The sequence below is a fragment of the Pseudonocardia sp. CA-142604 genome (assembly GCF_050948475.1).
Lineage (GTDB): Bacteria > Actinomycetota > Actinomycetes > Mycobacteriales > Pseudonocardiaceae > Pseudonocardia > Pseudonocardia alaniniphila.
Map to the genome: position 1 here is coordinate 8064116 of NZ_CP192045.1, position 21837 is coordinate 8085952.

At 70.6% G+C, this 21837-nt stretch carries 20 protein-coding genes; 6 read left to right on the top strand and 14 right to left on the bottom strand.

Annotated elements, in window-relative coordinates; all coding sequences use genetic code 11:
- The first annotated feature begins 2 nt into the window (after positions 1 to 2).
- Positions 3 to 986, top strand: a complete 984-nt coding sequence (gene add / locus ACQPZQ_RS36505) for an adenosine deaminase (RefSeq protein WP_433288604.1) — start codon at positions 3 to 5, stop codon at positions 984 to 986.
- Between the two features lie 64 nt (positions 987 to 1050).
- Here add and ACQPZQ_RS36510 read toward each other — a convergent pair whose 3' ends face one another.
- From ACQPZQ_RS36510 to ACQPZQ_RS36530, 5 genes are all read right to left on the bottom strand, one after another.
- The gene (locus tag ACQPZQ_RS36510) at positions 1051 to 1908 is read right to left on the bottom strand and encodes a phytanoyl-CoA dioxygenase family protein (RefSeq protein WP_433288606.1); all 858 of its coding nucleotides are present in this window, start codon (positions 1906 to 1908) and stop codon (positions 1051 to 1053) included.
- Between the two features lie 83 nt (positions 1909 to 1991).
- Positions 1992 to 2570 carry a TetR/AcrR family transcriptional regulator gene (locus tag ACQPZQ_RS36515; RefSeq protein WP_433288608.1) on the bottom strand — a complete coding sequence of 193 codons (579 nt, stop codon included), beginning with the start codon at positions 2568 to 2570 and terminating at the stop codon, positions 1992 to 1994.
- 151 nt (positions 2571 to 2721) lie between these two features.
- Entirely contained in the window at positions 2722 to 3084 is a 363-nt protein-coding gene (locus ACQPZQ_RS36520; RefSeq protein WP_344726634.1) for an SPW repeat protein, read from the bottom strand.
- A 112-nt stretch (positions 3085 to 3196) separates the two neighbouring features.
- Positions 3197 to 3823: an alpha-ketoglutarate-dependent dioxygenase AlkB gene (locus ACQPZQ_RS36525; RefSeq protein ID WP_433288611.1), complete on the bottom strand. Its 627-nt coding sequence runs from the start codon at positions 3821 to 3823 to the stop codon at positions 3197 to 3199.
- 478 nt (positions 3824 to 4301) lie between these two features.
- Entirely contained in the window at positions 4302 to 5219 is a 918-nt protein-coding gene (locus tag ACQPZQ_RS36530) for an SAM-dependent methyltransferase (protein ID WP_433288613.1), read from the bottom strand.
- Between the two features lie 250 nt (positions 5220 to 5469).
- Between ACQPZQ_RS36530 and ACQPZQ_RS36535 the strand changes: the two genes are divergently transcribed.
- A complete protein-coding gene (locus ACQPZQ_RS36535) occupies positions 5470 to 5856 on the top strand; it encodes a VOC family protein (RefSeq protein ID WP_433288615.1) in 387 nt (128 codons plus the stop codon).
- Between the two features lie 192 nt (positions 5857 to 6048).
- On the opposite strand, the gene ACQPZQ_RS36540 is transcribed toward ACQPZQ_RS36535, so the two are convergent.
- From ACQPZQ_RS36540 to ACQPZQ_RS36555, 4 genes are read right to left on the bottom strand one after another with little or no spacing between them, the layout of a single operon-like run.
- Positions 6049 to 7815 (bottom strand): aminotransferase class V-fold PLP-dependent enzyme, encoded by a 1767-nt coding sequence (locus ACQPZQ_RS36540; RefSeq protein ID WP_433288617.1) that lies wholly within the window; start codon positions 7813 to 7815, stop codon positions 6049 to 6051.
- Entirely contained in the window at positions 7812 to 8594 is a 783-nt protein-coding gene (locus ACQPZQ_RS36545) for an amino acid ABC transporter ATP-binding protein (RefSeq protein ID WP_433288619.1), read from the bottom strand. The genes ACQPZQ_RS36540 and ACQPZQ_RS36545 overlap by 4 nt, the downstream gene beginning before the upstream one ends.
- Positions 8587 to 9528: an amino acid ABC transporter permease gene (locus tag ACQPZQ_RS36550; RefSeq protein ID WP_433288621.1), complete on the bottom strand. Its 942-nt coding sequence runs from the start codon at positions 9526 to 9528 to the stop codon at positions 8587 to 8589. The genes ACQPZQ_RS36545 and ACQPZQ_RS36550 overlap by 8 nt, the downstream gene beginning before the upstream one ends.
- Complete coding sequence (locus ACQPZQ_RS36555) at positions 9515 to 10489, bottom strand: ABC transporter substrate-binding protein (protein WP_433299525.1); 975 nt, start codon at positions 10487 to 10489, stop codon at positions 9515 to 9517. Before ACQPZQ_RS36555 ends, ACQPZQ_RS36550 begins: the two co-directional genes overlap by 14 nt.
- A gap of 142 nt (positions 10490 to 10631) precedes the next feature.
- Here ACQPZQ_RS36555 and ACQPZQ_RS36560 point away from each other — a divergent pair, with 142 nt between their 5' ends.
- Positions 10632 to 11399 (top strand): maleylpyruvate isomerase family mycothiol-dependent enzyme, encoded by a 768-nt coding sequence (locus tag ACQPZQ_RS36560; RefSeq protein ID WP_433288623.1) that lies wholly within the window; start codon positions 10632 to 10634, stop codon positions 11397 to 11399.
- Between the two features lie 9 nt (positions 11400 to 11408).
- On the opposite strand, the gene ACQPZQ_RS36565 is transcribed toward ACQPZQ_RS36560, so the two are convergent.
- The 3 genes from ACQPZQ_RS36565 to ACQPZQ_RS36575 all read right to left on the bottom strand — a co-directional run bounded on the left by ACQPZQ_RS36565 (position 11409) and on the right by ACQPZQ_RS36575 (position 15481).
- Positions 11409 to 12965, bottom strand: a complete 1557-nt coding sequence (locus ACQPZQ_RS36565; protein ID WP_433288625.1) for a M28 family metallopeptidase — start codon at positions 12963 to 12965, stop codon at positions 11409 to 11411.
- 127 nt (positions 12966 to 13092) lie between these two features.
- Positions 13093 to 14517: a vWA domain-containing protein gene (locus tag ACQPZQ_RS36570; RefSeq protein WP_433299527.1), complete on the bottom strand. Its 1425-nt coding sequence runs from the start codon at positions 14515 to 14517 to the stop codon at positions 13093 to 13095.
- A gap of 79 nt (positions 14518 to 14596) precedes the next feature.
- Positions 14597 to 15481 (bottom strand): AAA family ATPase, encoded by an 885-nt coding sequence (locus ACQPZQ_RS36575; RefSeq protein WP_433288627.1) that lies wholly within the window; start codon positions 15479 to 15481, stop codon positions 14597 to 14599.
- Positions 15482 to 15627: 146 nt separating this feature from the next.
- On the opposite strand from ACQPZQ_RS36575, the gene ACQPZQ_RS36580 reads away from it, so the two are divergent.
- Complete coding sequence (locus ACQPZQ_RS36580) at positions 15628 to 16635, top strand: RNA polymerase subunit sigma-70 (protein WP_433288630.1); 1008 nt, start codon at positions 15628 to 15630, stop codon at positions 16633 to 16635.
- A 323-nt stretch (positions 16636 to 16958) separates the two neighbouring features.
- Here the strand turns inward: ACQPZQ_RS36580 and ACQPZQ_RS36585 are convergent, their stop codons facing one another.
- Positions 16959 to 17525: a dihydrofolate reductase family protein gene (locus ACQPZQ_RS36585; protein ID WP_433288632.1), complete on the bottom strand. Its 567-nt coding sequence runs from the start codon at positions 17523 to 17525 to the stop codon at positions 16959 to 16961.
- A 165-nt stretch (positions 17526 to 17690) separates the two neighbouring features.
- Between ACQPZQ_RS36585 and ACQPZQ_RS36590 the strand changes: the two genes are divergently transcribed.
- Positions 17691 to 17858 carry a hypothetical protein gene (locus tag ACQPZQ_RS36590; protein WP_433288634.1) on the top strand — a complete coding sequence of 56 codons (168 nt, stop codon included), beginning with the start codon at positions 17691 to 17693 and terminating at the stop codon, positions 17856 to 17858.
- A gap of 180 nt (positions 17859 to 18038) precedes the next feature.
- Positions 18039 to 20117 (top strand): RecQ family ATP-dependent DNA helicase, encoded by a 2079-nt coding sequence (locus ACQPZQ_RS36595; RefSeq protein ID WP_433299529.1) that lies wholly within the window; start codon positions 18039 to 18041, stop codon positions 20115 to 20117.
- Positions 20118 to 20161: 44 nt separating this feature from the next.
- Here the strand turns inward: ACQPZQ_RS36595 and ACQPZQ_RS36600 are convergent, their stop codons facing one another.
- Positions 20162 to 21409, bottom strand: coding sequence for a methyltransferase domain-containing protein (locus ACQPZQ_RS36600; protein WP_433288636.1), 1248 nt, complete (start codon positions 21407 to 21409; stop codon positions 20162 to 20164).
- Positions 21410 to 21837 lie beyond the last annotated feature (428 nt).

The following is a 21837-nucleotide window of genomic DNA, read 5'->3' on the forward strand; positions in this document are numbered from 1 at the left end:
TGGTGCGGGATCTGGTGCAGCTGCCGAAAGCCCACCTGCACCTCCACCTCGAAGGAGCGATGCGGCCCTCGACGCTGGCCGACCTGGCCACCGCCGCAGGCGTGGCCGTCCCGCCTGTGCGGGGCTACACCTCGTTCGGCGAGTTCGGGTTGCAGTACCGGGCGGCGTCGGCGTTGATCGTCACGGAGGATGACCTTCGACGTGTGGTGCGCGAGGTCGTCGACGACGCCGCAGACGACGGGGCTGTGTGGATCGAGCCGCATTTCTACCCGCCCCGGTACGTGGGCGCGCTCGGCACCGCCGACGAGGTGCTCGAGATCGTCCTCGACGAGGGGCGGCGCGCCGCCGACCGCCGCGGGATCGGGTGCGGCTGGATCGTCTCGGCATTGCGCGACTTCGATCCCGCCCAAGCCGTGGAGCTGGCGAAGCTGGCCGCCCGTTACGCAGACGCCGGGGTGGTGTCGTTCGGGCTGGCGGCCGATGAGGCGCTGTTCCCGCCGGAGCCGTTCGCGGAGGCGTTCGGGATCGCCCGCGACGCCGGTCTGATCTCCGCTCCACATGCCGGCGAGCTCGCCGGGCCTGCCAGCGTCTACGGCGCGCTCGACGCGCTGGGCGCCCGGCGGATCTGCCACGGTGTCCGCGCGATCGAGGACCCTGCGCTGATGGAGCGGCTCGCCACCGAGGAGATCGTGCTCGACGTCTGCCCGACGTCCAACGTGATGCTCGCCGTGGTGCCGTCCTTCGAGGAGCACCCGCTGGTCCGGCTGCTCGACGCTGGCGTCCGCTGCACGCTGAACGGCGACGACCCGCTGCTCTTCGGTCCTGGCCTGCTGGCGGAGTACGAGCTGGTCCGCGCCACGATGGGCCTGTCCGACGAGCGGCTGGCGCAGCTCGCGCGCTCGTCGTTGGTGGGCTCCGGTGCGCCGCCGGAGCTCGTCGGCGACGGCGTGGAGCGCATCGAGGAATGGCTGACGACCGTGCCGTGACAGCGGCCCGCAGCACAGCGGGACGGCCCTGCCCACGAGCCGCGTGCGCAGGGCCGTCGCCCGCTCAGCGCGCGGCGTTCTTCACGAACCCGGTTTCCCGGTCCATCAGGCTCCGGTCACCGCCGTGCCAGCCGCCGCGGACGTGGCGGCGCATCGTGTCGTCGTCGGTGGCACGCGCCGCGGAATGCCACAGGTACGCGTCGTGGAGGATCGCGTCGCCCCGCTCCGCATACACCGGGATCTCCCCGCGGATCTTCTCGAAGCCGAGCGGCATCGGCGTCGGCGCCGGGGTGTCCGTGTAGCCCCGGGCGGCGGGCGTGCCGTCGGGCACGGCGACGTTGTTGATGTTCTCGAACGGCGAGGCGGTGGCCCAGAGATGGCTGCCGGGCACCACGCGGAGGAACCCGTTCGCGGGGCTGGTGCCGTCGATGTGGAACGTGAACGCCGTGCCGGGCCAGATGTCGAGGTGCGGCACGGCCTGCCAGTCGGCGTGCCAGCCGATCCGGGTGTAGCCGGACTCCCGGCCCGGCCGCGCGTCCTGGTAGACGACGCCGTTCCGGCCGGGCCAGAAGCCGGGCCCGAGGATCCGCGTCACCAGCTCGACGAGAGCGGGGGTGGCGAGCGCCGTGCCGATCGCCGGGGCGAGCTCCTCGACGTGCTCCACGTAGTTCACGAAGCGCTCGGCCTTGCGCTCGTCGTCGAGGTATTTCCGCGAGCCGTACCGCGCGTCCAGCTCACCGTTGAGCACTCCGCTCTGGGCGGCCACACACTCCGCCTCCATGGCCTCGATCAGGTCGGCGCCGACCAGGTCGCGCAGCACCACGAAGCCCCACCGGTCGTAGAAGGTCTTCGCAGCCTCGGGGCCGTCGTCGGGGGTGAACACACCGAGGTCGGTGAAGGCGGTCAGGTCGAGAACGGTCACGTCGACTCCTCTGGTTGAACCAAACGGTTCAAGTGTGAGCCGTGTCGACGCGAAGCGAAGTAACGTTCCGGTGAATCCAGCGCCTACGCGGTGGAGACCGCACCGGCACCCGCCGCCAGCGCGTCGGCGAGGAAGCACAGTTCGCGACGCATGGTCGCGCGCCCGTCCTCGGCATGCCGGGCCACCGAATGCCGGTAGCTGACGGCCGAAGCCAGCAGGTGCGCAGCACTGTCCACATCGGCCGCGGCGCATCCGTCCGGCCGGGCGGCCGCGATGACGGCGCGAACCTGCTCGACGAGCAGGTTGAAGCGCGTGCGGAGCGCGGCGAGTACGGCGGGGTGGGTGTCCGCCTCCCGCCAGAGCAGGTGCGAGAGCACGGCCGACGACGCCTGGGTGCGGTCGAGCGCGTCGACGAGCCGGTGCAGGCTCGCCGCGACGTCCCCGGGCACCACCACGTGCGCTGGATCGAGACGGTCCTCGGGTAGCCGCTCCACGAGTGCCGTCAGCAGGTCGGGCTTGCGCTTGAAGTAGTAGTGCACCAAGCCCTTCGGCACGCCGGCCCGCTCGGCGATCTGCGAGGTCGGCGTGGCGTCGAACCCGCGGTCGGCGAACAACTCCTCCGCGGCGGCCAGGATCCGGTCGCGCGCGCCCCGCTCGTTCATCTCCCTCTCACCACCAATACATCCTGACGTGCGGCACGGCCGCGACCAACCGGGTCGCGGCCGTGCTGTCGATCGGTTTCGCCAGAGATTCAGTGCTGCGATTCAGTGCTGCGATTCAGTGCCGACTTCAGTGCCGACTTCAGTGCCGACTTCAGTGCTGCCCGGCGAGCCCCCGGTGCTCCGCGTTCGCCGCCGGGAGGGCGGCGACGCCCACCGCGACCGTCAGCACGCCCGCGACCCAGGACGTCCAGGACGACCCGGTGAGGGCGGTGTAGGCCAGCACCCAGGGCGAGATGAACAGCAGCACACCGAGCACCGCATGCACGTACTCGCTGGCCACCGATCCCGGCCGCCCCAGCGACCAGAGCGCCGTGGCTGCGATCAGCACACCGAAGATGATGAGCGTCCACAACGCGGTGGCGTCGGTGCTCACCACGATCGGCGACAGGGCCGTCAGCACACCGATCACCAGCGCCGCCCAGTCCTGCCACCGGTGCCATGACCTCGCGGTCATCGCGATCACTTCCCTCGTGAGGAGTTGATATCCAATACACCGAGCTTGCGCCTTGACTGACCGCCCGGTCAAGTCGACTCCGCGATCCGGACTGCGATCTACGCCATAGGCGTCAGCGCTGGTAGGCGTGCCGAAACTGGATGCTGGCGCGCGGCCCGACCGCACGGGTCTTGGGCACGCAGTGCTGCCACGTGCGCTGACAGGACCCGCCCATCACGAGGAGGTCGCCCGGCCCCGGGAGATAGCCCAGCGAGGCGCCGCCGCCGGTGGGACGCAACCGGAACGGCCGAACCGCGCCGAGCGAGACCAGCGCGACGATCGCCTCCGGGAGATCGCGGGCCACGCGGTCGCCGTGCCACGCGACGCTGTCGGAACCGTCGCGGTACAGGTTGGCGCCCACCTGCGTGAACTCCACGCCGTAACGGTCACTCAGCACCCGTGCCATCTCCTGCAGCTCGGAGGGCGGCGCGGGACCGTCGTCGAGACGCCAGCGGTGCGTGAGCCGCGGCTCGGGCAGCACCCGGTCGTACATCCGCACATCCCGGCCCGCCCACGGAGTGGCGGCGAGGAGACGGGCGAACAGATCATCGGCACCACGGCACCAGCCAGGCCCGTAGTCGACCCACGCCCCGTCGCCCAGCTCGCGGCGCTGCACACCACCGAAGCCCGCGTCGAGCTCGACGCCCTCGGAGGTGGCGCCGAGCAGCGACGGCTGCCAGGCGAGATCGAGGTGTGACACCCCGGCGACGCTACACGGAATCGAACATCAGTTCGATGCCGATCACATCTCGTGACTCGAAATCAATGGCAGCGTCAGCTACTTGGGCTGGCCAGGGAGGATGCTGACCATGAGTCGGACTCGCTGCGTTTCCCAGGACGCCTGGCCGTCTATCTGACTCGTGACGGAGACGGTGGATGGTTGGACGTGGTGTTGTGGCGAAGCCGGGCCGATGCCGAGGAAGCGGCGCGGTTGGTCAATGAGGTCCCGGAATGCGCAGCCTGGCTTCGTCATATCGCGGAGTCGGGCGGGTTGCGGCACGTCGAGGTGGCGGCCGCATGGACCGCGACCGGCGCAGGCACCGGCGGGTAGCGCTCGCGCGCGGTGTCCGGTTGATCTCCGTGGATCGCCCCGGCCTCGGCGCGTCCAGTCCGAGCCCCAGGGCGCAGATCAGCCCTCAGTCGCACGAAGCATGCGCAATCGTCATGCGGAGTGGCTGCTACGTCGTGGTTTTGGTGAGGGTGCCGCTGACGTAGCGCACGTCGCCCATGCGGAGGTCGTCGTCCTCCAGGGGCGGAAGGTCGTTGGCGACCAACAGATCGCGGGTGCTGGTTCCGTGCAGCGCCCAGCCGAGGCCGGTCAGGTAGGGAGCCGCCTCGTTGCGCTCCCCGAAGTACCGCAGGCTCACCATGTCGGTGTCGAAACCCTGCGCGCGCCAGCTCTCGGAGATGCGGTGCAGGCGTTCCTTGGTTCTGTCCTCGTCGCCCGGTCGCGGGTTGGGCCGGCTCTCGGTGGCCACCCGGCTGCCCGGTGCGCTGAGCTCGGTGACGGTGTCCAGCAGGAGGTCCTGCGCCTCGGCCGGCAGGTAGCCCAGGAGGCCCTCGGCGCTCCACGCGGTCGGCCGGGCCGGGTCGAAGCCGGCGGTACGCAGTGCGGCGGGCCAGTCGTCGCGCAGGTCGACCGGGACCGCCCTCCGGTCGGCGGTGGGTGCTGCGCTCAGCTCTGCGAGCGTGCGGGTCTTGAAGTCGAGGACGCGCGGTCGGTCGAGCTCGTACACGACGGTCCCGGCCGGCCAGGGCAGCCGGTACGCGCGGGAGTCCAGCCCCGAGGCCAGGATCACGACCTGCGTGATGCCCGCGCTCGTCGCATCGAGGAAGAACTCGTCGTAGAACCTGGTCCGCACCACGCCGACGTCGATCGTCGCCGGCCCGACCAGGTCGTTGGTCCCTTCGCCGGTCGCCAGCCGGGTGAGGGCGTCGACGCCGACCGCCCGGACGAGCGGCGCGGCGAACGGGTCGTCGATGAGGGGACGCTCCGCGCGGGTCGCCATCGCCCGGACCGCCGCAGACATGGTGGCGGTCGCGCCGACACTGGACGCCAGGTCCCAGGTGTCTCCGTCGTGCCGCGTGGAAGTCATTTCGCCTGCCGATCAGCCATGCCGCCGAACCTATCGGCCAACTCGGACAATCCCAGCCAGGCAATGACGGCCGCTGTATGTAGTCAGGACATCCGTGGGGCGTCGGCAGGCAGGGCCTCCGACATTCCGCTGACACCTCCTCGCCTGCTCAGGCACAGGACACACACCGCGCGCGGATCGCCTCGCCGTCGAGCGCTGCGATTAGCGTGTGGCGTTCCGCCGACCCGTTTCATGACCGGGAGGTCCTGGCATGGCCAGTAAGTTCACCGAGCTCGCGATCGACTGTGCCGATCCCCGCGGTCTCGCCCGGTTCTGGTGCTCGGTGCTCGACTACGAGGTGCAGGACGAAGACGACGGCCTGGTCACGATCGGCTCCCCCCTGGCGCCTGAAGGCAGGAACCACCTCGGCCCCGTACCACCGACGTTGACGTTCGCGCAGGTACCCGAGGGCAAGACCGTCAAGAACAGGCTCCACCTCGACCTCAACCCGACCGACAGGGAGCAGGACGACGAGGTCCGCCGCCTGATCGACCTCGGGGCCCGACACGCCGACGTCGGCCAGGGCGACGAGAGCTGGGTCGTACTCGCCGACCCGGAGGGGAACGAGTTCTGCGTCCTTGCGGGCCGCCACCCCTGATCCGGTCGTCTACCCCGGACGATCGCCCTCCCGGGCTTGACACATCGCGGACCTGCCCATTCGTGCTCCGCCTAGTCGACGGCCTCGCCCCCGCCTCTGGCACGTGCAGGGCCCATGATCAACGCTTCGGGCCCCGCAGCAGCACATGACCCGGCTGCCGACCCCGGACCGATGATCATGAAACGTCTGCTGCTATCGGCGGATCTCGTTGAGGTAGTTGTAGATCGTGTACCTGGTGACGGCCAGTTCAGCGGCAAGGCGGTCCACCGAGTCCTTGATCAGGAAGTAGCCCGCCTCGTCCAGCTCCTGCACCACGGCAGCCTTGTGGCTCTTCTTCATCAGGTCCACCGGCACCCCGGTGCGGTCGATCGCATGGTCCACCAGGAACCGTTGCAGGCTGTCGACGTCCGGTGGGAAGGTCTCGCGTTGCTTCACCTCGCCGCGGGCACCGGTCGTGGCGGCCGGACTTTCGCTGTTGATGCACAGGCAGCCGATCGCCACCCCCGCCTCGTCCCGCAGGAAGATCGTGGACGAGCGGATGGGACGCCCGTTCGGCCCGTGGGTCTCGTAGTCGGTGAGGTCGTGCGTGGTGCCGCGGCGCACCAGCCCGAGCAACAGGTCGGTCATCGGGCCACCCGTGGCGCGGCCGGTGACGTCGCCCGCCGTCGCGATGATCGAGTCGGGTAGCCGCGACAGGTCGTGCAACACCACCTCGTTGCCCGGACCGAGCATCGTGGCCAGGCCCGACACCGCAGGGATCAGCGCAGTGAGCACACCGTGCGACGCCTCGACGGACGACCCGACCGTAGGCCGTGACGACGAGGAACGTGGAGCTCGTTCGAGCCGGGACAACGTCGACCGGACATGCTCCGCGGCCGATGCCGGGGTGGAGGCGTGGGGCGATAGTCGGACGTGCTCGGTGCGCACCGTCGCGGCTATGCCCTCGGCGGCCAGCGCGGCGCCGACCCGCTCGGCAGGCTGCTCCGGCAGCTCGAAGGCCAGGATGCCCCCACGCCTGCCGGTGGCCGACACGATCCGTGCCCCCAGCGACCGCAGTGCCTCCTCCAGTTCCCCCACACGCTCCTGGATGCGGCCCTCCACCGCGGCGATGCCGGCGTCCTCGACGAGCTCGAGCGCGGCGGCGAAGGCACCCGAGGTGACCGGGCTGAGGTTGCTGATCGACCAGGCCGCTGCGGTGTCGGCAGGCGGGTGGATCTCGTCGTCGAAGAGCCCTGGGTCACGGGCGCCGGTCCAGCCGGAGAGCACCGGCTGCATCCGCTCGAACGCGCGGTCCGACAGGACCACGAAGCCCGTGCCCCAGCCCGCTCGCAACCACTTCTGGCCGCCGACCACGAGGACGTCGGCAGCGTCCCACGGCGCGTCGACCGCACCGAACCCTTGAATGCCGTCCACCACCAGGAGCCGCTCGCCCACCACCTCACGGAGCGCGGCGAGGTCCGCCCGATAACCGGTGCGGAAGTCGACCGCGCTCACCGAGACCCCAGTGGTGTCGCCGGTGAGGGCGCCTGCGACCGCGTCGGCGGTGACGTGCCCGTCGGGCGGGGACAACCAGCGGACAGTGCTGCGGCCCGCTGCCTCCGCGCGGGCCCACGGGTAGGTGTTGGCCGGGAACTCCGCGGCCGCGACAAGTACCTCGCCGCCCGGCGCGTTGAACGCCGCCTGGAAGAGGCCCGTGCTGGTGTTCGGCACGAGCACGACATGGTCGGTGTCGCTGCCACACAGCCGCGCGATGGCTGCCTTCGCGCGCACCTCCTGCCGCATCAGCTCGTCGACCGTGGCGGGACCGGCCTTCGTCGACAGCTCCAGCAGCTGCGCGGTGGTGTCCAGCACCGCATGCGACGGTGGACCGAACCGCGCGAAGTCGAGGTACCCGGCCGGTTCGTCGAACTGGGCGAGGTAGCGAGGCGAGAGCCGGGCCTCGCGAACGTCGCCGCTCACAGGACCCTGGCCAGGAACTGGCGGGTGCGCTCGTGGCGCGGCGCGCCCAGCACCTGATCCGGCGGCCCGGTCTCGACCACCGCACCGTCGACCATGAACACCACTTCGTCGGCGGCCTCCCTGGCGAAACCCATCTCATGGGTCACGACCACCATCGTCATGTTCTCGGCTGCCAACGCCCGCATCACCTCCAGCACCTCACCCACCAGCTCGGGGTCCAGCGCCGAGGTCGGCTCGTCGAAGAGCATCAGCTTGGGCTTCATCGCGAGCGAGCGGGCGATGGCCACCCGCTGTTGCTGCCCGCCGGAGAGCTGGCCGGGGTACGCGTCGGCCCGATGGGCGAGCCCCACCCGGTCGAGCAGTTCGAGCGCATCCCGGCGAGCGGCAGCGGCCGCCACGCCGAGCACCTTGATCGGACCCTCCACCACGTTCTCCAGGACGGTGCGGTGGGAGAACAGGTTGAACCGCTGGAACACCATGCCGATGTGGCGGCGCTGGCGGGCCACCTCGCGTTCGGGCAGCTCGTACAGCTTCCCGTTGCGCAGCCGGAAGCCGATGGGCTCCCCGTCCACCCAGACCTGGCCGCCGTCGATCGTCTCGAGGTGGTTGATGCACCGCAGGAACGTGCTCTTGCCCGCGCCCGAGGGACCGAGCAGACACACCACCTTCCCCCTCGACACGGTCAGATCGACGCCGTGCAGCACCTCCGTGTCGCCGAACCGCTTGCGCACGCCCACGGCACGCAGCACGGGCGCCTGGTCGTGGATCGCGTCAGACATCCCGGCTCCTCACCGTGGGGGCGGTACGGAGCGCGCGGGCCGCTCGTGACCAGGCACCGCCGGCCGAGCCCACGCGGTCGGCCGCGCCGAACGACCGCTCCAGGTAGTGCTGGCCGATTCCGGCGATCGTGACCACGACCATGTACCAGATCGCGGCGGCGAGGAGCGTCTCCATCACCAGCAGGTTGTTGGACGAGATGTTGTTGGCGGCGTGGATCAGCTCGGTGACGCCGATGACGGAGGCGATCGAGGTGCCCTTGAGCATGTTGATGAAGTCGTTGCCCGTAGGGGGGATGATCACCCGCATCGCCTGGGGCAGCACCACCCGGCGCAGCGTCAGCAGCGGGCCCATCCCGATCGACTTCGCCGCCTCGGTCTGACCGCCGTCCACGCTGTTGAGCCCGGCCCGGACGATCTCGGCCATGTAGGCGCTCTCGTTCAGCGCCAGCCCGAGCAGCGCCGCCACGAACGCGGTGACCAGCACGTTGGTCTGCTCGTGCAGCAGGTAGCCGCCGAACGGCAGTGGGATCGAGATGTAGGTGAAGACCAGCGCCAGGTTGTACCAGATCAGGATCTGGAGCAGCACCGGAAGACCGCGGAACAGCCAGATGTACGCCGCCGCGAACCACCGCGCGACGGGGTTGACCGAGCGGCGCATCAGGGCGATCACGACCCCGATCACGATCGCCGACCCCTGTGCGATCACGGCGAGCAGCACCGTGTTCAGCAGGCCGACCAGCACCACCCGGTACCAGAGGAACTCGGGAACGGAACCGTAGTCGATCTGTGCCTGCGCCAGTGCGACCCCGAGCAGAGCAAGCAGGGCGAGGACGACGGCGCCGCTGATCCAGCGGCCCCAGTGGCGGAGCCGGACGATCGGCAGCTCCTCGCCCACGGCGAGCGAGCGCCCCTGCTCGACGTCAGCTTCCGGCATTGGTGCCCGCCTGCTGGACGGCCCCCTGCTGGACGCCCCAGGCGTCGAGGATCTTGCCGTAGGTGCCGTCCGTGATCAGCGACTGCAGAGCCCCGCGCACCGCCTCGGTGAGCTGCGTGTTGGTCTTGTTGATGCCGATCCCGTACGGGCCCCCGTTGATCGGCTCGCCAGGAACGACCTCGAAGAAGTTGCCATCGCCCGCCGTCCGCGAGATGTAGACCGCGCTGGGCAGGTCGTTCAGGATGGCCGCGACCCGGCCGGTGCGCAGCTGGTTCTGGTTCTGCGTGTCGCTGTCGGTGGCGGTGATCGTGATCGCCGCCTGACCGGACTGGACGCACTTCGCGCTCTGCTCGGTGGCGAACTCCTGGTGGCTCGTGCCCTGCACGAGCGCCACCGCCTTCCCGCACAGGGTGTCGGGGCCCGTGATGCCGTCCGGGTTGCCCTTGCGGACCATGATCGTGATCCCGGACGTGAAGTAGTCGACGAAGTCGATCTGCTTCTGACGCTCGGCGGTGTCGTTCATCGCGGCCATCGTCAGATCCACCCGGCTGGACTGGAGGCTCGTGATGAGCGAGCCGAACGCCATGTCCTGGTACTTGACCGTGACGCCGAGCTTCGCCGCGATCGCCTTCGCCAGGTCGACCTCGTAGCCGACAGGCGTGGTGCCGTCAGCCGCGTAGAAGTTGTTGGGGGCCGACTGGAGGTTCGAGCCGAGAGCCAGGACGCCCGCCTGCGCGATCGTCGGCGGCAGCATGGCGGCGAGTTGCGGATCCTTCTGGACTCCGGCCACCACCGCGGAGACATCGGGGATTGCGCCGCCCCCACCGGGGGCCTGCGGCGCGGCGGCTTCTCCGCCGTCCCCGCCGCCACCACACCCCGCAAGCACCACGGCCAGGAGCCCCGCGAGCACGGCGGTGCACCAACTGCTCGATCGGGACCGGCCCGTCGGATTCTGCGGCAGGACGGGCACGGATACCTCCAGGAGCGGGGAGCGGCAGGATGGGCGCAGACGCTACAACTCCGTGTTGAAGTGGTCAACAGACAGTTGAAACAGCCGAAGCGCAGTCCCGTTTCTGTCGGTTGCTCCCGCTAGCGTCCCCATCGTGATTGATCACCGCAGCTCGTACGGGCTCGTCACCCACTTCGATCCGTTCCTGCGCATCGAAGCCGACACCCTCGCCCTCGCCGACGCGGCGGAGGGCCATCTCGCGTCACCCGTGCCGAGCTGCCCGGGGTGGTCGGTGGCCGACCTGGTGTGGCACCTGCTCGAGGTGCAGCAGTTCTGGGGCACCGTCGTGGCCGAGCACGTGCAGGATCCGGCCACGGTTCCCGAGGCAGCGCGGCCCGAGGAGGAGCGGCTCGTGCCCGAGCTACGCGCCGGCGCCGACCGGCTGGTGAAGTCACTCCGGGGGGCAGCGCCCGACGAGCCCGTCTACACCTGGGCCGCCCGGAGCGACGCCGGCTTCGTGGTGCGCCACCAGGTCCAGGAGGCCGCCGTCCACCGCTGGGACGCCGAGCAGGCCGTCGGACGCCCACAGGCTCTCGACGCCGCGGCCGCCACCGATGCCGTCGAGGAGTTCCTCGAGGTCAGCACCCCGTTCCGCACGAAGGAAGCCGCCCCGGTCGGGGGCACGCTGGAGCTCGCGGCCGTCGACACCGGCATCCGATGGGCCGTCGGCGAGGACGAGCACGGCACCGCACGGTGGCAACGGCTGACCGACGGAACCGATCAACGACCGGATGCGCTGATCCAGGCATCCGCGTCCGACCTGCTGCTCTACCTCTACCGCCGCCGCCCCGCCGGCGAACTGCCGGTCACGGGCGACGTCGCGGTGGCCGAGCGGTTCGCCCTGCGTACCGGCACCGACTGAGCGCCACCGTCAGGAGCGGAGGCCCTCATGGTCGTGCGCGAGCCCGCCGCCACCCGCGGGAGGTGCGGCCGGCCCGGACGGTGCCGCCGGCGCCGGGCCCGTGATCAGCGTCGGATCGGATGCGAGTGTGAGGGTTGCGAAGGCGATCCCGTCGGCGTTCTCGTCGAGCACCGTGTCACTGATGTTGGCGATGGTGTCGCAGGCCTGGTGATAGCAGGGGTCGAAGGGAGCTCCCGCCGTGCCGCCGTACATCGAAGCCTGCTCCGGTGTCTTCACGCCCTCTGCGCCGGTGAACAACCCGCCGGCGGGGATCCCGGCCGCGATGAACGGCCCGTAGTCGGAGCGGCCGTCGAAGTCCGTGCCCTGGTAGGCCAGGCCACGGTCGGCGTAGAACTTCTCGAACACGTCCTCGATGGCAGCCGAGCCCTCGGGACCGGGGCCCGCGCCGGCGGCGTCGGAGTTGTCGCCGTCGTAGACGAACCGCGCGAAGTTGGGCGAGCCGACCATGTCGAAGTTCAGGTAGCCCGCGATCCGGGAGCGCTCCTCCTGCGGCAGCGTCTGCACGTAGTGCTGCGAGCCGAGCAGCCCGAGCTCCTCCGCACCCCACCAGGCGAATCGCACCGTGGCGTCCGTCTTCACCCCGGCGATCTGCCGCGCCACCTCGAGGATCGCCGCGCTTCCGCTGCCGTTGTCGTTGATGCCGGGGCCTTCGGGCACCGAGTCGAGGTGGGCCCCCACCATCAGCACGGTGTCGCCACCGTTCGGCGTCTCGGCGATGACGTTGGTGGTTGTGCGGTTCTCGCTCACGGCGTCCACCTGCAGCTGCACGGTGGCGTTCTGCAGCGCCTCGCCGATGGCGAAGGTGGTGCCCACCACCGGGATGCCGATCGGCGCGCCGAGCGTGCCCTGCAGCAGCTCGGTGCGATCCGGTGCGTCACCCTCGTTGAAGATCACTGCGCCCACGGCGCCTGCGGCCTCGGCGTTGCGTGCCTTCACTCCGAACTCGCAGGTGCCACGCTGCAGCAGGGCGATGCCCCCGTCGGGGAAGTCGGCGAAGTCCTCTGCCTCGCACCCACTGGTCGAACCGCCGGTCGAGGGCAGCCGAAGGTCGACCGGCACGGCCGTGCCGGTCACGTCGCCGCTGCCCGAGAACGTCGTCGCGACGAAGTCGGTGCCCGCCGTATAGGTCACGGAGGTGGGCTCGGTCTGCGCCAGAGCCTGGCTGTTCAGTTGGAAGAACGCGAAGTCGAAGTCCTGGGTGCTCACGTCGAGCCCGGCATCGCGGGCCTGCTCGGCGACGTACTCCGCCGACGCCGTGTAGCCGGGGGTGCCCGAGGCGCGCGTGCCGTCGTTGGCGTCGGCGATCGACTGGAACTCCTCCAGGTGCGCGCGCACGCCCTCCACGGAGACGCACTCCATGATCTGGTCCACCGTGCCGCACTTCTGCGCCCCCGCAGCGTCGGCAGAGGCCGCCGCGGCCGGAGTGGCGCCCAGCAGCGACGCGGCGAGGGCAACGGCTGCCACGGCAACCACTCGTGATCGACGGGACACCGAAGCTGCGGTCATGAGGCACTCCACCGTTGTCAACGATGACCCTTTTGCGTGGATCACTCTGACGGACGAGAATGCCGAGTTCCGTCACGCAGGGTCAAGTACTGGACTCGCTCGGTACAGGTGTGCTAGCGACTCGAGGTCAGACCGGAAGCAACCCCTCCACCACGTCGGCGAGCTGCCCTGCCGTGCGGCACTCGTGCATCGGTAGTACCTCGCCATAACGGAGGGCGGCGGAGTCACCGGTACCCCACTGCCGGCGCGGCTCCGGGTTGAGCCAGTGCGCGTGCCGTGCCTGGCCGACGAGCCGGCGCAGCACCACGAGGTTCGGGTCGCGGTAGTTCGTGCGTGCGTCACCCAGCACCAGCAAGGAGGTCTTCGGCGTCACCACGTCGCCCCAGTTCTCCGCGAAAGTGCCGAAGGAACCGCCGTAGTCGCTGTGGCCGTCGAAAGCCACGAGGTCGGCCTCCCGCAACACCCGCTGCATCACCCCGGAGAGCTCCGCCCCTGGGTCGAAGAGGTGCGTCACCTCGTCGGCACGTTCGACGAACGCGAACACCCGCACCTTGCTGAACTGCTCGCGCAAGGCCTGCACCAGCAGCAGCGTGAAGTGGCTGAACCCGGCCACCGAGCCGGAGACGTCACAGAGCACCACCAGCTCCGGACGGCCGGGGCGGCGCTTGCGGTACGCCGGGCGCATCGGCACGCCGCCGGTGGACATCGACCGGCGCAGCGTCCGGCGCATGTCCAGCGTGCCGCGCTTGGCGTGCTTTCGGCGCACCGCCAACCGGGACGCGAGGCGGCGGGCCAGCGGATGCACGGTGCGGCGCAGCAAGGCGAGCTGCTCGGCGTGCGCGGAGAGGAACTCGACCTGCTCGGCCTGCTTGGGCACGGCCGTCTTGGCCACGTGATCGCGTCCGCGCTGCTCGGCGGTGCGCCGGCGCACCTCGTCGGTGACCATCTTGCGGAACGCCGCGATGCGATCACGGATCTCGCGGCGGCGCACCTCGTCGCTGAATGCGTCCTCGTCGGTGCCGCTTGCCCTGAGGTCACTGAGGATCCGGGCCAGGAGCGTCTCGGGCGAGAGCACCCGCAGCGCCTGGTAGGCCGACCAGCTGGGTTGCCCACCTGCCCCCCGCACGCCCGTGCCGGAGGCGCCCGAGTGCCCAAGCGCATCCACCACCGCGCGGGCGAGCTCGGCGAGCGCTTCGGTGTCGCCGTCGCGCAGCAGGTCGGCCAGGATGTCGCGGAGCGCGTCGACGTCCACGGGCCCGTCGGGCACGTCGTCAACGCGGGGCACCTCGACCTCCGCGGAACCGGAGCCCAGCGCCGCCGGGAAGTACAGCTCGAACAGGGTGTCGAACACCTGCCGCTGACCGGATCGGCGCAGCAGGGCCGCGGCGAGTCCCTCGCGAACGTGCTCGCGATGGATCAGGTCGAGCGCACCGAGCACGCGCGCGGCGTCCACCGTCTCCCCCGGCCCGACCGACACTCCATGACGCCGCAGGGCCGCCACGAAGTCGACGAGATGTCCGGGCAGGCCGTGCTCCGACCTCTGGCCGGCCACTGTGGTCACCGTCTCATCATGAGCCATCGTCGGGCCACCGGGCCAGCTTCTCGCCGACCCGTGAGCCCTACGAGCCCGGTCAGTTCAGGCGCAGCTCTGCAGCCGCTTTCACCGCGTCGGACTGGTGCTTGAGCACCACACCGAGGGTGGCGCGCACGGTCTCGTCGTCCAGCGTGTCGAGCCCGAGCGCCAGCAGGGTGCGACCCCAGTCGATCGTCTCGGCCACCGAGGGCGCCTTGCGTAGCTCGAGTCCACGCAGCACGCGGACCGTGCGCACGAGGGCATCCACCAGCGCCTCGGCCAGCTCCGGCACGCGGCTCTGCACGATGCGCCGTTCCAGGTCCGCGTCCGGGAAGTCCAGGTGCAGGAAGAGACAGCGACGCTTGAGCGCCTCGGAGAGCTCGCGCGTGGAGTTCGACGTGAGCAGCGTGAACGGACGGCGGGACGCGGTGACGGTGCCCATCTCCGGGACGGTGACCTGGTAGTCCGAGAGCACCTCGAGCAGCAGACCCTCCACCTCGACGTCCGCTTTGTCCATCTCGTCGACGAGCAGCACCGTCGGCTCGGTGCGGCGGATCGCGGTGAGCAGCGGGCGCGCGAGCAGGAACTCCTCCGAGAACACGTCGTCGCGCGTGTCGTCCCAGGACTCGCGACCCTGACCCGCGGTGATCCGCAGCAGCTGCTTGGCGTGGTTCCACTCGTAGAGCGCGCGGGCCTCGTCGATGCCCTCGTAGCACTGCAGGCGCACCAGTCCCGATCCCGTCGACTCCGCGACGGCCTTGGCCAGCTCGGTCTTGCCGACCCCGGCCGGTCCCTCGACGAGCAGCGGCTTCCCCAGCCGATCGGCCAGGTAGACGGTGGTGGCCACGGCGGTGGAGGCCAGGTAGCCGACGCCGGCCAGCCGCTCGGCCACGTCAGCGACCGAGCCGAACAACGGGGACTGGGGAGCACTCACCCGTCCCATCCTGCCTCGCGACAGCCCGTGAACGAAGTGGTGGCCCGAACCGGACAGGAAGGCACACTGCTCATGGTCGCGGCTTCACCGATCAGAAATCCTCCGCCATGTCGTCAGTTCGGGTAGCCCTCGCACCGGTGGAAGGATTGATGACCATGACCGACGCCAGACCGCTGGGCGCCGATGAGGCCACGTTCATCGCGGCGGCCCGCTCAGGCGACACGGCGCGGTTCGCACTCATCACGGAGCGCCACCGGCGTGAGCTGCAGGTGCACTGCTACCGGATGCTCGCGAGCTACGAGGACGCCCAGGACATGACGCAGGAGACGTTCCTGCGAGCGTGGAACAAGCGAGAGTCGTTCAAGGGCCACGCCGCGCTGCGGACCTGGCTGTACCGGATCGCGACGAACGCCTGCCTCGACTTCCTGGAGAAGCGCAACGACCGGACACCCGTACCGTGCGGGCTGTCGGACCCCGGCTCCGAGATGCTGTACCTGCAGCCGTACCCCGACCGGATGCTCCCCGACGACCCGCAGGAATCGGTGGTGGCGCGGGAGACGATCGAGCTGGCGTTCATCGTCGCCGTCCAGCACCTGCCGCCGCGGCAGCGGGCGGTGTTCATCCTGCGCGACGTCCTCGGCTGGCCGGCGTCGAAGGCCGCCGACGCCCTCGAGCTGACCGTCGCATCGGTGACCAGCGCACTGCAGCGGGCGCGCGTGACGATGCGCGAGCAGCTGCCCGACCGCCGCCTCGACTGGCGGAGCCCTGCCACTCACGAGCTGTCGGATGACGAGCGCGGCGTGGTGAAGTCGTATATCGACGCCCATGAGCGCAACGACCTCGACGGGTTGATGTCCCTGCTGCGCGACGACCTGCGCTTCGCGATGCTGCCCGATCCGGGCACCGTGATCATGGGGGCCGAGGACGCGGTGGAGGGCTGGGTCTCCGGTGGGCTCTTCCAGCCCGGCTACGACGACTGGCGCTGTATCACCACGACGGTCAACCGCATGCCTGCCGCCGCGCTGTACCGCCGCACCCCCGACGACCCGGAGTACCGGCTGTTGAACATCGCGGTCCTGCACATCGCCGACGGGAAGATCGCCGAGCTCACCGGATTCGACGCCACCGACAAACCATGGCTGGGCCTGCCCCCGACACTGTGATCACAGAAGTCCCGCTCGTCGACGAGTCCAGCGCACGGACTGGACTCGTCGAAATCACCCGTGGAATGACCCGGCCGGCAGCACCCAGCGCGAACAACGAGAACACCGTCGCCCCGCCGGCGTTGCCGACGAGGGCGTCTTCACGCCCCGAAGAATTCGTCACGATCGACGACGCCGTCGTCCTCATCTCCAGCGAGTCGGTCAGCACCTCACTCGGAACGCGACGAAGGGGCCGGGGGAAGTTGCCTCGAAGCCGAGGGCAACGGTGAGCACGTCAGAAACGCTTTCGACCTCGCCTCACGAGCCGAGCATCCGGCCCGTGCTCATCGCCTCGTCTCGTATCGGGTCAGCACCACGCCGCCGGGAAACGTCCGCGTCTCCACCAGGTTCAGGTTCACCCAGCTGTCCAGCGCGGTGAAGAACGGTGTGCCGCCGCCCACCAGGACCGGATGGGTGACGATCGCGTACTCGTCGATCAGCCCGGCCCGCATGGCAGCCCCGGCGAGCGTCGCGCCGCCGATACCCATCGGGCCGCCGTCCTCGGCCTTGAGCCGGGTGACCTCGGCGACCGCAGCGCCGGTGACCAGGCGGGTGTTCCAGTCGACCTTGTCGATCGTCGAGGAGAACACCACCTTCGGCGTGTCCCGCCAGTTCCGCGCGAACTCGATCTCCGCCGGGGTGGCGTCGGGCTGCTGGTCGCCGGTCGGCCAGTAGGAGCTCATCGTCTCCCACAGCTTGCGCCCGTACAGCGACAGGTCGTTCGCCCGCTCCTGGTCGAGCCACCACTGGAACAGCTCGTCGTTCGGCGGGCCGCTCCAGCCGATGTCGTCGCCGGGCGCGGCGATGTAGCCGTCCACGGTCACGTTCATGCCGAAGATCAATTTCCGCATCGTGCCAGCCTCCCGTGAGTCGATCTCACACATACAGACGGGCGCGGCGCGGAAACCTGATCTGTGCTCGATCTGCGCCCGCAGGTGGTCCTCGCGTACCGGACTCAGCACGGCGCACTCCGCTGGGCTCGAGCACCACCCATCGGATCTTGAGTTCACCCTCGGATGGGGAGGGGCACACCCCATGGCCGGCTCTTCGAAGCGGTCAAGTCCGCCGCCGTGGAGTGGGTTCTTCGAGAAGCGCTCCTCGCGCTCATCCGCGCCGTCGCCACGTTCGAGGCCGGCAAGATCGTCGAACGACCCGACGAACACTCCCAACCCGAAGCCGCCTGAAAGATCTTCATCCACAGATCTTGACTATTGCTCTCGGCATGGGTGCTCGACACGATCCGCAGGTTCGCGGGCGCAGGCGTCACACCGGTTGTCCACAGCCGGACTCCCCTGCCTGCCCGGCTGTCGGTGTGCTCGTCCACCATGGGATGCGTGACGACAGGTACCTCCACGCACGAAGATCTGACACAGCAAGATCTCCGGCAGCGCGCCGAGGCCGTGCTCGCCACCCTGGCCGGTCCATCGGCCCGATTGCGCGACGACCAGTGGACGGCGATCCACGCGCTCGTCGCAGATCGGCGGCGGGCGCTGGTGGTGCAGCGCACGGGGTGGGGCAAGTCGGCGGTGTACTTCGTCGCCACGGCGCTACTGCGGGCCGCAGGCGCCGGCCCCACCGTCATCGTCTCGCCGCTGCTGGCGCTCATGCGCAACCAGATCGACGCCGCCGCGCGCGCAGGCATCCACGCCGCCACGGTCAACTCGGCCAACACCGCCGACTGGGAACGCACCTATGCCTCGGTCGACGCCGGCGAGGTCGACGTCCTGCTGGTGAGCCCCGAACGGCTCAACAATCCGGATTTCCGCGATCGCGTGCTGCCCCGGCTCACCGCGAGCGCCGGCATGCTCGTGGTCGACGAGGCCCACTGTGTGTCCGACTGGGGCCACGACTTCCGTCCCGACTACCGGCGGCTGCGCGCGCTCATCGCCGACCTGCCCGCCGGCATCCCGGTGCTCGCCACCACCGCCACGGCCAACGACCGGGTGGTCGTCGACGTCACCGAGCAGTTGGGGCTCGCCTCCGGGGAGCCGCTGGTGCTGCGCGGCACGCTCGACCGCGAGAGCCTGCGGCTGTCCGTCGTGCGGCTGCCCACGCCCGCGCAGCGGCTGGGCTGGCTCGCTGCGCAGCTCGACGCCCTACCCGGCGCGGGCATCATCTACACGCTCACGATCGCGGCCGCCGAGGAGGTGGCGGAGTTCCTGCGCGAGCGCGGCTACCCGGTGGCGTCCTACACGGGCAAGACCGAGCCCGAGGAGCGGCTCGCGGCCGAGGGCGATCTCCTCGCCAACCGCGTCAAGGCTCTCGTGGCCACCAGCGCGCTGGGCATGGGCTTCGACAAACCCGATCTCGGGTTCGTCGTCCACCTCGGCGCTCCTGCGTCGCCGGTGGCCTACTACCAGCAGATCGGTCGTGCAGGCCGTGCGGTCGAGCGTGCCGAGGTGGTGCTGCTGCCCGGCCGGGAGGACCGCGACATCTGGTCCTACTTCGCCTCGCTCGCCTTCCCGCCGGAGCCGGTGGTTCGCCAGACACTGCGGGTGCTCGGGCCCGAGTCGCTCTCCACGGCCGCCATCGAGACGCGCGTCGACCTCTCGCGCACGCGCCTGGAGATGCTGCTCAAGGTGCTCGACAGCGACGGCGCGGCGCAGCGCGTCAAGGGCGGATGGGTCGCCACCGGGCAGGAGTGGGTCTACGACGAGGAGCGCCACCGGCGCATCGCCGAGGCCCGCCGCGCCGAGCAGCAGGCGATGCTCGACTACATCGACACCACCGACTGCCGGCTGGTGTTCCTCCGCCGCCAGCTCGACGATCCCGACGCCCAGCCGTGCGGGCGCTGCGACAACTGCGCGGGCCCGATGTGGAGCACCGACGTCGACACGAACGCCGCCACCGCGGCGGAGGAACGGCTCGCCCGTCCCGGGGTCGAGGTCGCCCCGCGCAAGCAGTGGCCGAGTGGGATGGCCGAGCTCGGGGTCCCGGTGTCCGGCCGGATCTCCGCGGGAGAGCTCGCCGACACCGGGCGCGTCATCGGGCGGTTGTCCGACATCGGATGGGGCACCCGGCTGCGTGAGCTGGTCACGGGCCAGGACGCGCCGGTTCCCAAGGACGTGCTCGACGCGTGCGTCCGGGTGCTTGCCGGATGGGGATGGGCCGAGCGCCCCGTGGGTGTGGTCGGCATCGGCTCGCGCACCCGACCCGACCAGCTCGACCACCTGGCCCGTCGAATCGCCGAGATCGGCCGGCTCCCGCTGCTGGGCAGCGTCGTCCCCGCGGGGCCGCGGCCCGGTGAGCACTCCAACAGTGCTCAGCGGCTGGCTGCGGTCTGGCCGGCGTTCGAGCCACCGGCGTTCGCCGTCCCCGACGGGCCCGTTCTGCTCGTCGACGACGTGATCGACAGCGGCTGGACGACCACGGTGGCCGCCAGAATGCTGCGCCGAGCCGGGGCGTCCGCCGTGTTGCCGTTCGCGCTGGCGCAAGCCGGCTGAGCCCGAGCGACCGGTTCCTCAGCGGCTGTTCTTGAGGAGCCCGCTCAGCTCGGCACAGGCACGGGTAGGTCCACGAGCAGGCTGCAGTGCACCTTGCGCACCACGCCCACGCCAGGCGGCGGGTCCTCGTAGACCGCTCCGGCGGGCACGGCGACGATCCGCCACTCCGCCGCGCCCGGCCGCCCCGCGGCGAGCCACCGGTCAAGCGCGGCGAGCAACCGCCCGGCGAGGGTCGGTCCGCCCCGGCCGAACTCCCGTACGGCCACGGCTCCAGGCCCGCGACCGTCCGGTCGCCCGGGTCCGGCCACCACCATCGCGAGACCGGGCGGCTGCGTTTCGGCCATGGAGGCGAGCGCGATGGTGCCGGAGCCCGGACCGAGGGGCAGCAGGTCGTCGGGCAGGCCGGTCTCCGGCTCGGCCGCCAGCAGTCGGCACGCGCCCGGCTCGGTCAGGGCCAGCCAGAGTCCGAACCCGTCCCACACGTCCGCGGCGCCGAGCGCCACCGGCACGGTGAGCAGTGCACCCGGTTCGGCGAGCGCCGCGGACACGTCAGCCGGCTCCGCCCGGGGTCCGTCCTCCGGCACCTGCAACATGAGGCCGATGCCGTGGAGCCGGGTCGCGACGTCCGTGCTCGCCCCCACGCCGCGAAGCCGGATGAAGGCGCAGCTGCGGACGGAGTGGCTGCGCAGCACGCCGTCGGGCCCGAGGTCGAGGGCCGTGGACAGCTGGCTCCCCCGCACGGCGATCGGCAGCAGCAGCCGCCCGCCCGGCACGAGCTGGGCCACCCACTCTGGCCGGATGTCGCCGCTGCCGACCGTCAGCACGATCCGGTCGTAGGGCGCTGCGGGCGGATAGCCGAGCGCGCCGTCCGCAGCCACCAACTCCACGCCGTCCACCCCGGCGCTCGCGAGGTGGAAAGCGGCGCGCTCGATGAGGTCCTCGTCGATGTCGACAGCCGTGACCGTTCCGCTCGGGCCGATGATCCGCGCCATCAACGCAGCGTTGTAGCCGGTGCCCGCCCCGATCTCCAAGACGCGCTGCCCGGGCCGCAGGTCGAGCTGCTCGAGCATGATCGCCATCATGGACGGCTGGGATGCCGAGCTCGTGGCCACACCGTCGGCGAACTGGACCGCGACCGCTTCGTCGGCGTAAGCCTCCTCGAGGGAGAGCCCAGGTAGGAACAGGTGGCGCGGAACGTTCCGGAACGCGTCCTCGACGGCGGGCGAGCGGATACGGCCGGCGTCACAGAGGACGTCGACCATGCTCGCGCGAGCGCGGTCAGCGGCAGCCACCGCCCGATCCTCGTCCGGGCGCCGGGGTGGCGACAACCCGGGTCAGCCGTCTCGCAGGCGAAGCGTGGGCAACGCTGAGCAGGAGACTGGCGTGCGGGCGGACAACGCGCGTGAACGGCGGACGATTCGCAGACCGGAGTGAGCCGCTCGCGGGGGAACCGGCGACTCGCGCAAACAGGCCGGCGGCCCCGAGTGGCCCATGCAAGTCAGCAGCGACTTACGCCCGGAAACCGATGACCGCCGTGACGAGCGAGCGGCGCCCATCCGGAAAACGGGCCTCTCATAGGTCGTGGACGATTCACCTCGAGAACGTGCGACTTGCGCAAGGCATAGGCAACCCACGCGCGGAACGGGGCGACTCACGCCCGCGCAACAGGCGACCCGGAGGAACGGGCAGACAATGCGCGCGAGTCGCGCTTGCGCCTGAC

Coding starts and splice junctions, on each gene's coding strand:
- ACQPZQ_RS36515 (WP_433288608.1), bottom strand. CDS start 2,570: ATGAACGAGCGGGGCGCGCGCGACCGGATCCTGGCCGCCGCGGAGGAG.
- ACQPZQ_RS36520 (WP_344726634.1), bottom strand. CDS start 3,084: ATGACCGCGAGGTCATGGCACCGGTGGCAGGACTGGGCGGCGCTGGTG.
- ACQPZQ_RS36530 (WP_433288613.1), bottom strand. CDS start 5,219: ATGACTTCCACGCGGCACGACGGAGACACCTGGGACCTGGCGTCCAGT.
- ACQPZQ_RS36535 (WP_433288615.1), top strand. CDS start 5,470: ATGGCCAGTAAGTTCACCGAGCTCGCGATCGACTGTGCCGATCCCCGC.
- ACQPZQ_RS36545 (WP_433288619.1), bottom strand. CDS start 8,594: ATGTCTGACGCGATCCACGACCAGGCGCCCGTGCTGCGTGCCGTGGGC.
- ACQPZQ_RS36550 (WP_433288621.1), bottom strand. CDS start 9,528: ATGCCGGAAGCTGACGTCGAGCAGGGGCGCTCGCTCGCCGTGGGCGAG.
- ACQPZQ_RS36565 (WP_433288625.1), bottom strand. CDS start 12,965: ATGACCGCAGCTTCGGTGTCCCGTCGATCACGAGTGGTTGCCGTGGCA.
- ACQPZQ_RS36575 (WP_433288627.1), bottom strand. CDS start 15,481: ATGGGACGGGTGAGTGCTCCCCAGTCCCCGTTGTTCGGCTCGGTCGCT.
- ACQPZQ_RS36580 (WP_433288630.1), top strand. CDS start 15,628: ATGACCGACGCCAGACCGCTGGGCGCCGATGAGGCCACGTTCATCGCG.
- ACQPZQ_RS36585 (WP_433288632.1), bottom strand. CDS start 17,525: ATGCGGAAATTGATCTTCGGCATGAACGTGACCGTGGACGGCTACATC.
- ACQPZQ_RS36590 (WP_433288634.1), top strand. CDS start 17,691: ATGGGGAGGGGCACACCCCATGGCCGGCTCTTCGAAGCGGTCAAGTCC.